Annotated in this window: 12 protein-coding genes and 3 pseudogenes; 7 read left to right on the top strand and 8 right to left on the bottom strand. The window is 59.0% G+C overall.

Features of this window, described 5'->3' with window-relative positions:
- Positions 1-15: 15 nt before the first annotated feature.
- A complete protein-coding gene (locus V1289_RS34115; protein ID WP_309184882.1) occupies positions 16-309 on the bottom strand; it encodes an antibiotic biosynthesis monooxygenase in 294 nt (97 codons plus the stop codon).
- 937 nt (positions 310-1,246) lie between these two features.
- Positions 1,247-1,972, bottom strand: coding sequence for a Crp/Fnr family transcriptional regulator (locus V1289_RS34110; RefSeq protein WP_334402657.1), 726 nt, complete (start codon positions 1,970-1,972; stop codon positions 1,247-1,249).
- Between the two features lie 384 nt (positions 1,973-2,356).
- On the opposite strand from V1289_RS34110, the gene V1289_RS34105 reads away from it, so the two are divergent.
- From V1289_RS34105 to V1289_RS34095, 3 genes and pseudogenes are all read left to right on the top strand, one after another.
- On the top strand, positions 2,357-2,764 hold the full coding sequence (locus V1289_RS34105) for an EF-hand domain-containing protein (protein WP_334402655.1): 408 nt from the start codon (positions 2,357-2,359) through the stop codon (positions 2,762-2,764).
- 1,181 nt (positions 2,765-3,945) lie between these two features.
- The gene (locus V1289_RS34100; protein WP_334402653.1) at positions 3,946-4,098 is read left to right on the top strand and encodes a hypothetical protein; all 153 of its coding nucleotides are present in this window, start codon (positions 3,946-3,948) and stop codon (positions 4,096-4,098) included.
- A 567-nt stretch (positions 4,099-4,665) separates the two neighbouring features.
- Positions 4,666-4,908 (top strand): annotated as a pseudogene (locus V1289_RS34095) (tyrosine-type recombinase/integrase); the annotation flags it as partial.
- A 569-nt stretch (positions 4,909-5,477) separates the two neighbouring features.
- Here V1289_RS34095 and V1289_RS34090 read toward each other — a convergent pair.
- The 3 genes from V1289_RS34090 to V1289_RS34080 form a co-directional block, all read right to left on the bottom strand.
- Positions 5,478-5,627: a hypothetical protein gene (locus tag V1289_RS34090; protein WP_334402651.1), complete on the bottom strand. Its 150-nt coding sequence runs from the start codon at positions 5,625-5,627 to the stop codon at positions 5,478-5,480.
- Positions 5,628-5,699: 72 nt separating this feature from the next.
- Positions 5,700-6,365, bottom strand: a complete 666-nt coding sequence (locus tag V1289_RS34085; RefSeq protein WP_334402649.1) for a trimeric intracellular cation channel family protein — start codon at positions 6,363-6,365, stop codon at positions 5,700-5,702.
- 17 nt (positions 6,366-6,382) lie between these two features.
- A complete protein-coding gene (locus V1289_RS34080; protein ID WP_334402647.1) occupies positions 6,383-7,651 on the bottom strand; it encodes a M20 family metallopeptidase in 1,269 nt (422 codons plus the stop codon).
- A gap of 15 nt (positions 7,652-7,666) precedes the next feature.
- Here V1289_RS34080 and V1289_RS34075 point away from each other — a divergent pair, with 15 nt between their 5' ends.
- From V1289_RS34075 to V1289_RS34065, 4 genes and pseudogenes are all read left to right on the top strand, one after another.
- The gene (locus V1289_RS34075) at positions 7,667-7,894 is read left to right on the top strand and encodes a hypothetical protein (RefSeq protein ID WP_334402645.1); all 228 of its coding nucleotides are present in this window, start codon (positions 7,667-7,669) and stop codon (positions 7,892-7,894) included.
- A 151-nt stretch (positions 7,895-8,045) separates the two neighbouring features.
- Positions 8,046-8,447, top strand: a complete 402-nt coding sequence (locus V1289_RS49935) for a DUF6634 family protein (protein WP_442896103.1) — start codon at positions 8,046-8,048, stop codon at positions 8,445-8,447.
- Positions 8,448-8,525: 78 nt separating this feature from the next.
- Positions 8,526-8,666 (top strand): metallophosphoesterase, encoded by a 141-nt coding sequence (locus V1289_RS34070; protein WP_334402643.1) that lies wholly within the window; start codon positions 8,526-8,528, stop codon positions 8,664-8,666.
- A 761-nt stretch (positions 8,667-9,427) separates the two neighbouring features.
- A pseudogene (locus tag V1289_RS34065) lies at positions 9,428-9,910 on the top strand (transposase); the annotation flags it as partial.
- A gap of 738 nt (positions 9,911-10,648) precedes the next feature.
- Here the strand turns inward: V1289_RS34065 and V1289_RS34060 are convergent.
- The 3 genes and pseudogenes from V1289_RS34060 to V1289_RS34050 all read right to left on the bottom strand — a co-directional run.
- Positions 10,649-11,199, bottom strand: a pseudogene (locus V1289_RS34060) (cytochrome ubiquinol oxidase subunit I); the annotation flags it as partial.
- Between the two features lie 29 nt (positions 11,200-11,228).
- Positions 11,229-12,950 carry a ubiquinone-dependent pyruvate dehydrogenase gene (gene poxB / locus V1289_RS34055; protein WP_334402641.1) on the bottom strand — a complete coding sequence of 574 codons (1,722 nt, stop codon included), beginning with the start codon at positions 12,948-12,950 and terminating at the stop codon, positions 11,229-11,231.
- 267 nt (positions 12,951-13,217) lie between these two features.
- On the bottom strand, positions 13,218-13,940 hold the full coding sequence (locus tag V1289_RS34050; RefSeq protein WP_334402639.1) for a YoaK family protein: 723 nt from the start codon (positions 13,938-13,940) through the stop codon (positions 13,218-13,220).
- Positions 13,941-13,962 lie beyond the last annotated feature (22 nt).

Genomic DNA, 13,962 nt, shown 5'->3' with positions numbered 1-13,962 from the left:
TGACGTCGTAGGGCCTCACGCCAGCGTATGCACGATCACCGGACCGGCGAACGCCGTGGCGGGGCCGACGAGGAGCGGCGCAAGGTCCTGCTCGATCCAGGCGAGCACGCGCCGGTTGGCTTCCTCGGCGCCGGCGTGATTGTTGAAGAGGCTGATCGCGGTCACGGTGTCGTCGGGGGCGTAGACCACATAATAGGCCATGAAGCCTTCGACGTCGCTGATGATCGGAATGGCGCCTTCCTTGATCCGGCGCGTCAATTCCTCGGCCATGCCGGTCTTTGCCTTGCCCTGACGGATCGCGGCGTACATGAGACCCTCCTCCGACTGCATTCAAAATCGCGGGCTTATCTGCCCGCTTGCGCATTGCCACTCTACGACGCCCGGAGCGACTTCCCGATTCAAATTTCAAAGAGCCGGGGGGATATAATTTCGGGATATGACGTCGCGATCCCGCGGCGCGATGCGCCCGAGTTTTTGCACGAACCTCCCTCGAGAAGAGAGGGCGCAGGGAAATGCCGGGTGCCCGCTGCACCCGTAGCCCCTGTGCATTGGTAGTAAGCACAGGGTAGTTACCACCGGTACCCCGGAACACCCGGCATTCCCTGCGCAATGGTTTTACGGCTTATGCCGTGTTCTCCCCGGCGACGAATTCGTCTTGTCACCGTCATCAGCGGATTAGCGGTTTTGCGTAAGCCCGGTCGGGCCTGCGAAAACCTCCGCCGACTTGACACCAGCAACGGGTGCCAGGACCACACGGTTTTGCCGTCCGCGACCCGTCTTCGCCAAGAGGCTTCGCCGGCTGTGCACACTCGCCGAAGCATTTGCGAAACCGGGGTAGCAGCGCCGTCGCCTGCGTGCCGGCGATCGCTCACGGGAAACCCGCCCTACGATTCCGTTTCACGCCTGACGCTGCCGCGTCCACCGCATCCCATCCCAACGTTCGTGACGATGGCCAACGCCCCTCGTGAGGATCGGGACGGCGGGATTTCTAGACCTGATTTGGGTCAGATGAAAACAGGAATATTTTCTCGACGAGGACTGGACAGGGCAAATCACCTTGAACCGGCTCAGGAAATTCGCGCGGCGTGACTCCGGATTCTCTGGAAATTCCTGGAGGTCGCCGGTGCGGGAGGTTCGCAATTGCCGGTAATGGCGCCGTTCCGACCGGTCGATCGCATTGATCAATGTCGGCTGTTCGGGCCAAAGCTGACCTCACCTTGAGACTCTGAGACAATCCTTCGAGCAGTCAGGCATGTGAGCCGGTGGGAGGGCCTAGTAGTCGGTCGAATTCCCGCTTGCTGACGGCATAGCATTCGCACGCACGACCTTCGAGCTTTTTGCGATCGAGGATCGACACCTGTCCGCGATGATAATCGATCAAGCCATCACCCTTCAACTTGCGGGCCGCGAGGGTCACACCGGTGCGCTGCACGCCGAGCATCATCCCGAGGAATTCCTGCGTCAGCAGGAATTGATCGGACTGTACCCGGTCATGCGTCGTTAGCAGCCAGCGGCAGCACCGCTGTTCGATGGGATGGAAGTGGTTGCAGGCCGCCGACTGCGCCACCTGATCGAAGAAGGCGTGCGCGTAACGCAGCATCACGGTGCGCATGCCCGCGCTGCGTTGAAGCGCCGATCGCAGGATCTCCGCTCGTAAATGCAACCCGGTACCCGGGACCTGCACATAGGCAGACATGGGTGTTAGTTCATCGCCCAAAAGGATCGGTAATCCCACGATGCCTTCATTGCCGATGGTGCCGACCTCGGAGGCCGATCCGTCCGCCATCGTGTTCACAAGGGATGCCACCCCGGTCACCGGGAAATAGACACTGCGCAGAGGTTGGTTGGCTTCAAAGAGCGGCTGCCGATACTCCAGGGTAACCGCCTTTAGACGCGGACGCAGCGCATCAAAATCCGAACGCGGCAGCAGTTGCAGCAACCTGTTTCGGTACGATTGGGTCGGTTGGTCCATTTTTGGCTCCCACGTCATCGCCCGTGCACCATTGTGCGGTATCGCGGTGTGAGAACTTCCAGGTGTCGTCTTTACGATAGCCGACAAAATACAGGCAACGCCGATCGATTTTACCTTCTAAGCTGGGGGTTACATAGGCCGTTCCTGCGGCGGGCTCTACACCGCTTGCTGGACGAGAGCGGGCTCCGCAAGGCCGGCATTTCCCGGGACATCATCGGGAGCCATGACTGCTGTGGTTTGGCAGACGTCTCGATCAAGGAAGACGCCCAGGGCGCGCAACGCCAGATCAGTTCGGGTAGGACGTCTCGCGCGCCATCCCGGCAGGGAACTCGCGTTCGCCGACGGAGTTGCCCAGTACAAATCAGAACCGGGAAAGGTCACCCCATGATATCGCGCCGCACCTTGGTTCTCGCTCTTACCGCCGGCGCTTCGCTGGTCGGCGGGTCGCCGGTCCTGGCGAAGCCCCGCCAGTCAAATTGGATTCGAATGTTTGACACGGATAATGATGGCACGGTCGATCTAGCGGAAGCGAAAAAGGCTGCATCAGCGTTGTTCGACAAGTTAGATCGGGACCATGATGGCACTCTCGACAAACGTGAATTGGCTGGCAGATTGACGCCGAAGGAGTTGGCCGCTGCCGATCCTGACCACGATGGAACGCTCACGAAGGACGAGTATCTCGCGGTGGTCGAGCAGCGTTTCAGTGCCGCGGATCCAGATCATGATGGGACGTTGGATGCCAGGGAATTTAACTCAAAGGCCGGGCAAGCTCTTTTGCGACTTTTGAAATAGTCGCACGCCAAACTCTCGGTGCGTTCTCGCAGCCAATGACGATCGGGCGTTGGCCGCTCCGAGCCCGAAAGCGGCCTGACGGCGTAGTCGTCTTCAATGACCAATTTCTGCTGACCCGTCCTGACCGCATTGCGGCATCAATGTCAGCCGACAAGTTGCCGGCCCGTCTATGGTTTTCGCGACTGCGTCGATGCCGGTGGTCTTCGCGCGGAGACGGGTGCAGCAATCGATCGACCGTTCTTTTAGACCCAATTTTCGCCAAACTGCTATTGGTTTCTAATCTTGGGGCAGGACCCATTAGTTCGGAGTCCTGTATGCTCAAACAAGTACTTATTGTGTCTCTCTTTGTTGTAACCGGATCCATTGCGTCGGAAGCACGTCCCTTCCGCACTGGTCAGATACCAGAATGCAATGTGACCATGCCCTGCGACTTTTCGTTTTCGCGAACGCGCGGCGCGAGGGTTTCGCAGTACACACGATACGATCATGCCGCCGTAGCCGAGGCAAACATCCCTCTTGGTCAGGATGTCGGTGGTCGCCCTGCCGGTTGCCCTCGGTCTTTCTGTGGTTGCGGCGCGGCACTACGCGTGTTTGGTCGTATCGTGCCGGAATTAAACCTCGCGGCTAAAGGGCTGCGCTTTCCGCGTACATCGCCAGCACCTGGAATGGTTGCAGCGCGACGTGGGTTTGTCCTGGAACAACACCTTGGGGGCGATATGTGGATGGCATATGACGCCAACTCAGGCGGGCACGCAACGCGAGTTCACGCGCTTTCACTGCGGGGCTATGCGGTCGTCAACCCGCACGCGGCTTGAAGATGGTGTCGCGCCAAATTTAGTCCGATTCGATTCCAAAGATTCGCGACTCGATTTCCAAAGAATTGAGAGTCGATTTCGCGGTATTCATTTGCTGCTTGTTCGAAAAGTTGCTCGCTTAGAGCCGGATCACGCTACTATCCCGGTAAAGTCGCTCCGCGCTCTGAACGATGAGTGGCAAGCTGGTCGTCTCACACTTCGGAAATTCAGCACCTCAGTGCCTTTTCAGCGCGAAGTCGACGACCGCCTCTTGTTTCGGTCGGTCCTTGTTTGTCGGCAGCCACCGTAGCGGTGGGACGCGGGGCTCGGCCGATTTGTGATAGCGGTGGTGCGCTATTTCCACGTGAGTCCATCCGCGAGCTTCCCATGAATTTCTTGCCCAACCCGGCGGCGATCCGCCGTGCCGTTCACGACTTGTTTAGTGCCAAACGAATTGACATGGCCGTTGCGTTCATTCGCGCCGACTGGGAGGAAATACTCGCAGACTACAAAGGCGAGCTCAGGGGCCGGCCAGGATGAGGCCGCGATTTTCGTTTCTGAAGAAACCAGCGCTGCGCGACATTCATTCATGGTTTCAAGAGATGTGGGATGACGAGGAGACCGCGACAATCAGCTTTCCCGGGCGGGATCGTCATCAGCAATCACGCGGGCCGGAAGACGGCTCGGACGCCGGGGGCGGAGACAGAGACGGAGGCGACGATGGCGGAGACCGGGATGGGGGCGGCTGAGCCTGGTTCGCGTTTCTGAAGGTAGTTTTTTCGCGCCGCCTACAGGTCAGTTCCGGCCAATCCAGCACACAACATCACTCACCAGTATTGGCCGCTGCGCCCGCTAAACTTAGACGGCTGGATGGCGCCCCCCCGTATTCGGGTTTCCTTTCAAAGTTCGGTATTGACCGGCACCGCTACGGCTGGTCATACGCTGGCCCAACACCTTATGGGGGTAGCGGGCGGCGCGAACCATTGCCCTTTATGAAGACTGCTTTCTTGCCTGGTTGCACGTCGTTGCCGGACTGCTTCGTCAGAGGCGTTCAATGACCACGCAGACTGATCGGGTACTTGAGTTCGTTACTCAGCCGCCCTCGATCTCACCGACGGCAATGTGACACCGCACACATTGCGCCACACCGCTGCAACTTGGCTAATGCAGCGCGGCGTCGATCCATGGGAGGCCGCAGGATTTCTGGGCATGTCAGTGAAGGTCTTGATCGACACATACGGTCACCATCACCCCAATCACTTGCGCGGGGCCGCGGATGCGATCACGAGAAAACCTCGAACTCCTTCTGTTCTGAGGGCTGCGTCCGCGGACCGCTCGCGGACCGGTTGACCGTGAACAAACGTAGATTTTCTTGAATGAACGCCATCGAAAAAGGCTGAATAATCATGCCCTTAAAGGGCGACCAGATCGCTCATAACGGTCTGGTTGCAGGTTCGAGTCCTGCCGGGTCGTGTCCCCATGTAGGTGTTGTGCGGACACTTTGAGAACGACTCGATTCTCGCTTTAAGAACGACTCGATTTCGTTTTGAGAACGACTCGATCTCCCATCCCGCTGACACACCTAACGAATTTCGCCTCGATTTTTTTTGCCGATTTTTGAGCGTGAAAAAACCGAGGGGGGTCCTTTCCGCCGTGGGGCACGCCGCAGCCAGCGCCGACCGGGGCCTCAAGCTGCTCCGGAAGCGGATGCACTTCCGCCGGAAGTATTTCGACCCTCAAGCATCTTGATTGCTTCGCCGGCGCTCAGGATCCTCGGCTGATGAGGATCAACGTCGCGAAAGGAAGTCCTGCAGGCGCTTTGGCAGGTGAGCACTGCAGTGTTTGGCGCGCCAGATTCAAGCCGTCGACGCAGAGATGAACATGAGTGTCGATGAATCCGGGGGAAACGGCCCGCTCGCTCAGATCGAGGACTTTCGCGCCGCCGGACGGCCGACCGAGCCCGATACTTCGGCGATAGCGTCGTCTTCGATCAAGCCTTCCGTCGGGCCGAGCATCGTGTCGCTCAGGCCGTCGAACAACTTTCCGCATACGATGACTGTTTTTGTCACTCTAGCCTCCGCTGGAGCCCCGAACTCCGCGGCAACCGTCGTCAAACCTCCATCATCGAGCGCATCAGGCGCTCAGGATTTCTTGGAATTCTTCGAACCTTCTTTTGCGATATTCGGGTCGGGCTGATTTGCGAACTTCGCGATGGGAAGCCGCCATCCGTATCTAATCGCCATGACGCGGAGCCCGAAGCACAGGATCAATGCCACGGCCGTCACCGGAACGACCGGTAACTGCAGCATGTGCCCGACCACCACGATGGCTGCGGCTGCCAGTGCCGCGACGGCATATAGTTCCGCACGAAGTACCGTCGGAATCTCCGCCAGCAGCACATCGCGGACCATGCCGCCGCCGATCCCGGTAACCATGCCGAGCACTATCGCCATGACCGGGTTTAGTCCGTGGGCCAGCGCTTTCGATGAGCCCGTGACGGCGAAGAGCGCGAGACCCGCCGCGTCGAAAAGAAGGACCGGGTTCGACATCCGCACGATCAAGGACGAGAAGTAGAAAGTGATGATGCCGGCGAAGAGCGACACGCCGAGATAGCGCCAGTCGTCGATCGCGCCGGGAGGAACGACGCCGATCAGCAGGTCTCGGGCGATGCCTCCCGAATTCGCCGCCGCGAACGACAGCACCAGAACGCCGAACAAGTCCAGCGCTCGCTTCGCTCCCGCCAACGCTCCGCTAAGCGCGAAGACGAAGGTGCCCGTCAGATCAAGCACAAGCGGAAGCTTATCCATGATACCGCCTTCCAGCGTTATGCCGGCAACCAGGCGCGGGTCGCGACGACCAGCGTTTCCACGCCGGTTCGCAACGTGGGGTGAAGAACGGGTGCGAATTTTGGGCTGTGATTCACCGGAAGTTCATTGAGCTTATTCGCCGCTTTCGCTTTTGCGTAAGTCTCCGGATCGGTGCCGCCGACGAACCAGAAAACCGAGGGTACGTGCCATTCGGTACCGAACGATCCGAAGTCCTCGCTGGCAGGGGCAGGCCCCGTTTCCCGGACGCGCTCGGCGCCAAAATGCCCTCGGAACGCGTCAACTAACCGCTTGCTGGCCTCCCGGTCGTTTACATTGAGAGGATAACGGTCCAGCGTCGTGATCTCCGGTTTGCGAGGGGCACCGGAGGCTGCCGCCTCGGCATTGACGATCCGCTCGATCGCATCCAATACGCGCATCCGTACGCCGGCGTCGAAAGTCCGCACGTTCAGTTTGATGATGGCCTCGTCCGGAATGATGTTTTCTTTCGTCCCCGCCCGCAGCACGCCCACGGTTACGACGGCTGCCTCCGCAGCAGCGACCTCGCGCGAAACGATGGTTTGCAGCCGCAGCACCGTCGCAGCCGCCATCACCACCGGATCGATGCTCGCCTGCGGCATCGAACCATGCGCGCCACGACCGAACAGGCGAATCTGCAAGCTGTCCGCCGCCGAGGTGATCGCACCTGCACGTCCGGCAACCGTGCCCGACGGCCCTACCATGACATGCTGCCCAAGAACCACATCCGGTTTCGGGAAGCGCTTGAACAACCCGTCGTCGATCATGGCCTGCGCGCCTTCCGCCGTCTCCTCGCCGGGCTGAAAGACCGCCATTATTGTCCCGCGCCACGTCGTCTGGGCCTCGGCGAGCAATTTGGTGGCGCCGACGAGCCAGGTCACGTGCATATCGTGGCCGCACATATGACCGACGGGGACGTCGTTTCCGTCGCGATCCTTCGCCGTGATCTTGCTGGCATAGGGAAGGCCGGTCGCTTCCTCGACGGGCAGTGCGTCCATGTCGGCGCGCAGCATCACGGTCGGCCCGTCGCCCTTCCGGAGAAGGCCGACCACGCCGGTCTTTCCGACACCTGTCGCGACTTCGTAGCCGGCCGCACGAAGACGGTCCGCCGCCAGTCCCGCCGTGCGCGTCTCCTGCATCGACAGCTCGGGATGCGAATGCACATCCTTGTAGAGGTCGGCCAGATCGGGGAGCAAGGCGTCAAGGTTGCGCAATGCTGGATCCGAAGGCTTTGCGCTGCTGGCGTTCATGGACGCCTCCATCGCATGAATGAGGCAGCGCAGCTTTTGCCTTTTCTTTTGCCGGCGCAAGCAAATAGAGCGGAAGAAAACCAAAAAACCGACCTTCTCATCAGCGACGCGGAAGCGCCGCACGACGGCGGCATACCATCCGCGGATGGCCGCCGCGCGCTGAACCGCCACCCAACGATCCAACGCTTGTTTACGAACCGCGGCAAGCGGAGTTTCCGGACCGCTCGATCGCCAGAAACGTGATCGTGCCCGGCGCAAACGATATAGATCCCGCGGCGGCCGCCGCGCCCTCGATCGCCGGAAGATCGCTGCTGTCGTCAACCTTGAGCGCTGCCCCGTTCGACGTCGCCGTTCTGGAGCGGCTCGGCCGACAACGTGTACGAGAAGAAGCGCTATGGCTGTTGTCACTAATTGCGGCGGCTTGGATGCCCTCCAGGAGCAGCTAATCGGGCTTCTCAACGACATTCGGGAAATCCGCGAACAAAAAGCGCCGTCCGCGGCCGACTTGAAAGCAATTCCCCTGCTCGATCAATGGTCGCTCGGCCTCGTTTCAGCTCCCTGCATTGTCGGCACGGCGGTTGGGCACCCGAACCTCGGTAACCGGGCTCGCATCCATACGACTCAGATGGTTCTCATGGATTGGGAGAGCGGCTGGGCGCGGACTTGGTCCCGTTACTATCGCCTCGGAGCACCCGAACGACCTCCGACCGGTTCGGGGAGTTTCGTAACGCCGGTTGGTGAGTGGCCGGTGTCCGCGCCATCAAGCGGCGCGCAAGAATGCCTTCTCTGCAATTGATCGTCCGCGTCATGGCTTGCCGGCATCACGGCACCGACGTTTCGTTGACGTTGATTCGCTCGAAATCGAGGAGCGCTCATGAGGCTGTGGATCGTCAGTGACCTCCATATCGAGCTGACCCGCGGTTGGGACCTCCCGACGGGCGACGCTCGTCCAAATTTCGACGTCCTTGTCGTCGCTGGCGACCTGATCACGCGTATGCCGCGCGGCGTGAAATAGCTGTTAGAACGCGTGACGGATCGCAACGTCGTCTACGTCGCGGGCAATCATGAGGGTTCCGCTGTACCCACGACAGCGGACATCGTCGGCCAGCGCGGCCATGTCTCAAAAGTGCCGATTTTGTTGCAAAAGTCGAAAATCGAACAACCTTAAAAATCTTGCGAAAGTTGATTTTTGGGCTTCTCTCCGGCTGCGTCGCTTTTCAGCGCCACTACGGAGGTCCGTGATCGATTTCGGATGAAACGATATGGTCCCTCACGTCGCCGCGCGTAAAGCGCATCAGACGGCTCTAAGAATTTTCGTTCGCCACCCCAAAAAGACTTTTGCAACAAAATCTGCCACAAGCGGAAGTTTTGCTCACGCCTCGTCATCGTAATTTCTAGGCGTTCCGTCCGCGTTCACGCATTGCAGTTCCGAGGGGCGAAAACTGCCGATCCTTTTAATGCCGTTCTCAAGCCAAGTGCAGTCATGAGGTGCATCGCGAATAAAAGAGCTTCCACCAAACTGCTCTCGTTAGATGAGGTCATCGACCATCATAATGGGACCGCCGCTCTTATGCCGAACCAAACGGATCATCGGTCGCATACCAAATGCCAGTCAACCTTCCGCACGCTAGAAGCGTCGAATTTTAGCTAGTCTCTTCAGGCTAACGCTCTAGATAAGTTGTCTCCACGCCGGCCCCCGATGTCGTCTATGGGTCCAGACTGTGTGAAAACGACGCTCAATGATATGATTCTCCTGTGATTTGGCGGGAGGATTCGATGACGCGCTTTGTCGTTGGCGATGATCGCGATCAGAGCGCGTTATTTCCCGAGCGGCTGGATGACTATTTGGGCGAGGACAATCCGGTCCGGGCGATCGATGTGTTGGTCGATGAGCTTGACCTAGCCAAGCTCGGCTTTGACGGCGTTGAGCCGGAGGCGACAGGAAGGCCGGCCTATCATCCTGCGACGCTGTTGAAGATTTACGTCTACGGATACCTCAATCGGGTGCAGTCGAGCCGGCGCCTGGAGAGAGAATGCCAGCGCAACATCGAGTTGGTTTGGTTGACCGGCCGCCTGATGCCGGACTTCAAGACGATAGCCGACTTCCGGAAAGACAATGGCGAGGCCATCCGCAAGGTCTGCCGTGAGTTCGTGGTGCTGTGCCGACGCCTTGAGCTGTTCAGCGAGGCGAGCGTTGCGATCGACGGCAGCAAGTTCAAGGCCGTCAACACGCGGGACCGGAACTTCACGCAGGCCAAGAGCGGGTACGGATACGGGAGAAAGTGCGCCAGCTTTGTCGATAAAGTTAACCGAGCAGGCAATGTCGCGTTGCGCAACATACTCTTGGCGCGCGCAGCGAAAACTTTGAACGTCCCTCTCTCGACGCTATTGCGGATCAGTAGTGGCTCTCGCGAGAGCTGTGCATAAAGCCGATCGAAGATCTCTTCACGAAGCGCTAGGATAAGTTCTTATGAGATGTACCGGCTTGGATGGACTGTATCCGCATGATCCATTCGAGAACTGTGGCTAAACCGAACGGGTCATAGTCGTAACGCTCTGGGTTTTGAACTACCGTAACAAAATTCAAGTCGCAGAGCTGTTTGCCCACGAAATGGAGCTGAACAGACGGACAGTCGAAGTGTCTGGCCAGTTCCGTTTTGGTTCGGGGGTGCAAGGCGACCAGTTCGATAAAATGACGATCTACGGCCGACGCCAGTCTCTAGTTCCTTGTGCTAAGCTAACGTTTAGGCAATCGAAATAGGCAATCGCAGAATCCTATAATCGCGGCGCCTGTTTCAATATATGCATGCTCTGTCTGTCTGCCGCGCCCGCAGTACCACTGGCGACGGCAAGCAGCGAAAAACTCGGCTAGCTGGTTTGGCAGGAGCATACCAGTCGAGCTATCACCGCACGCAGATCACGCGACCGTTTCCGCATTGGCAACGTGAACCGAAATATAGCCCCTCTAGGTTTGGTTTCCGCCCACAACCGGCCCCCATGAGGAAAGCGGACCCATACGACCGGACTGAAGATGATCGCCTTCCCATCGGTCGGGACGAAGATGTCGTTCTCGATCGCGTAGCCTGCCGGGGCCTGCATCCAGCCGTTGTTCACCATGATCCAGAAGGCGCTGAAAGTCGTGCCAAGCGCCACCATCATGGTTGAAAACAGGTACACCAGCGGCGGTACCCGGCTTCGCCCGAAGATCAGCACGCCGAAGAACGAGGCCTCCAGGGCAAATGCCGTGAAGCTCTCATATATCAGCAATGGTCCCTGAATAGGTCCCGTCACCTCCGACAGTCGGCTCCAGTTCATTCCAAATACAAAGGCGAGCACGATACCGGAGACGACACCCATACCAAATGTCACGCCGAATATCTTGAGCCAGAATTCGAAGATACGGCGATACACCGGCTTGCCGGTGACCAGGTGGAACGTCTCGAGTACGTCAGCCACGCGGCAAGCCCGATCGTGAATGACGGAAAGATGATGTGAAACGAGACCGTGAAGGCAAACTGCAGCCGGGATAGTAGAAGTGCGGTCCACATCAATTTTCGCGCCCTTTTCCTGGCGACTCTCAGCGAGAGAGATTGACCTTCGCTAGGTCGATTAGTTGAGCGGCGCGGCCATCAAGAACCGCTTTCATCATGAACATCCCGAAGTGATAGGCCTGATCGACGGTCGTCTTGGGCGGCATGGCGAGCTCCTGCCGGGCACTCACCACGTCGAGCAAGACCGGGCCCTTGTGTGCCAGCGCTGCCTCGATGGCGCCCTTCAACTCCTGCGGCTTTTCAACCCTGATGCCGCGGACGCCTGTGGCCTCTGCCATCAGCGCAAAATTCGGGTTCTTGAGATCGCAGCCCGTGTCCAGGAACCCGTTGGCCTTCATCTCCATTTCGACAAAGCCGAGCGTACCATTGTTGAGGACGATCACCTTCACCGGCAGCCCCATCTGGGTCAGGGTGATAAAATCTCCCATCATCATGCTGAAGCCGCCGTCGCCTGACATCGAGATGACCTGGCGATCCGGGTACGTCGCTTGCGCGCCGATCGCCTGGAGCATCGCATTCGCCATCGATCCGTGATTGAAAGAACCGACGATTCGGCGCCTGCCATTGACCTTCAGATAGCGCGCCGTCCAGATGATCGGGGTTCCAACGTCGCAGGTGAATATGGCATCGTCGGCGGCGAGTTCACTCACCAGACGGGTGACATATTGCGGATGGATGACGTTACTGTTCGGACCACTCTTCGCCAGCGAGTCGAGAGCTTTCCTGGCTTTCTTGTAGTCGATCAAGGCATCGTTGAGATGGCTGGAGTCCGTCTTCTCCTCGACCACCGGCAAAACGGCCTGCAACGTATCCTTGACGGTCCCGAGCAGGCCGAGGTGAAGCGAACAGCGATTGCCAAGCGCTTCCGGCCGCACATCCACCTGTGCGATTTTTGCGTGCTCCGGATAGAACGCCCGGTAGGGAAAATCTGTCCCGAGCATCAGGAGAGCGTCGCAATTCTTCATCGCCGCGTAGCCTGACGCAAAGCCTACGAGACCGGTCATCCCTACGTCGTAAGGGTTGTCGTATTCGATGAATTCCTTGCCGCGAAAGGCGTGCACAATCGGCGCCTTGAGTTTGCGGGCCAGTTCGATGACTTCTGCGTGAGCGCCTGCACATCCCGCGCCGCAGAACAACGTCACCCGCGATGCATTATTGAGAAGGTCTGCCAGATGCCCGATATGAGCCTCGCTTGGCCGCAAGACAGGCGCAGCGGGCGCCATCCATTCCGGAACATCCGCATCAATCTTCATCAGCGCGACGTCGCCAGGCAGCACAACGACTGCAACACCTCGCTTGGCGATGGCTACCCGGATTGCCCGTTTCAAAATCTGTGGAAGCTGCTTGGGATTGGAAACCAGCTCGACATAATGGCTGCAATCCCTGAACAGGTTTTCCGGATGGGTTGCCTGGAAATAATCGATACCGATTTCGCTGCTGGGGATGTGGGCAGCGATTGCCAGAACCGGCACGCCATTGCGCTGGCAGTCGAACAGGCCGTTGATCAGATGAAGGTTGCCTGGGCCGCAGCTGCCGGCGCAGACCGCAAGACTTCCGGTGAGGTGAGCTTCAGCTCCCGCCGCAAAGGCGGCAGCCTCTTCATGACGCATATGGATCCAGTCGATCGATTTTCTCCGCCGCAGCGCGTCAGTGATGCCGTTCAGCGAGTCTCCCACCACGCCGTAGACGCGCTTCACGCTCGTCTTCTCGAGCGCTTCGACCAGATATTCGGATGCAGTTTTGCTCATCGATTCTTCCTTCTTATCGCTAGAACGCCTCCCCCGCTGAGGGTCTCCGCGGGACGGGGGTGCCGCGGAGACCCTCTCGGCGAAGTGAGGGACCTTACGCTTCGCCGTTACGGCAGGAGTGCTTTCAGTCATCTACGAGCCATGTCCGGCAAAAGAGATTACCGAAATCAGCCACGATTGATTTGATTGAAGCGCGTCGACTTGTTTATTCCTGACGCAATTCAGAACGCACTTCTTGGCATGTCAGACGGCTTCACCCTGCATCGATTACTGGGCACGATCGGCAGCCTGCACGAACCCGTCTGAGCAGTAAGTGATGGCAAGCGCTGCCAGTGCAAGACCGGTGGGCATCGCGAGCGACCACAGCCCGAGGCGCGCCTGACACCAGGCGCCAAGGCAAGCCCCGATAACGAAGCCGGCAATCGCTATTCCGGTGCGCCGCGCCCGTGCCACGGCCTTGGCGCGTCCAGCCGCGTCCCCTCCGAACCACACCTCACCAAGATCTACGACAAACCGCGTCAAGTTGGTCGTCATCACCGCAGTGGACGGCGCCTCCTTGAGCGAAACTTGCACAAGAATGTTCTGTACAGCCATCGCGGAAACGCCAAGCATGGCAGTAAATATCATTACTGCGGCGTTCGGGTCGGCCGAGGAGCCAACCTCGATCGATATCGCAAGAAACCCGGCAAGGAACAGAACCTGCAGGAGCAACAACGGTCTCAGGGTGGCAATCCCGAAGCGAGCGAGTGTTGCCGCCAGAAGTCGCGCTGCAAAGAGCGCGACGATGAACACCGGCACGGACAGCAAATGTGCCGCCGACGCTTGCTCTCCTGCCGCGGTTCTTGCCGCGAGTACCACGAGATTGCCCGTGATGTGCGCGATGAACAAGGCCCCGAGTCCGAGGAACCCGATCACGTCCACGCTGCCTGCAATGACGCTCAGCACGAATATCAATAACTTCGTGCCGAGCCGGTCGCCGACCGATTCCACAGTCCGAAATCCTTTCATCAGC

It is taken from the genome of Bradyrhizobium sp. AZCC 2289, from assembly GCF_036924615.1.
GTDB lineage: Bacteria > Pseudomonadota > Alphaproteobacteria > Rhizobiales > Xanthobacteraceae > Bradyrhizobium.
Note: the sequence above shows the minus strand (reverse complement) of the source record. Positions and strands in the feature narration are given on the sequence as shown.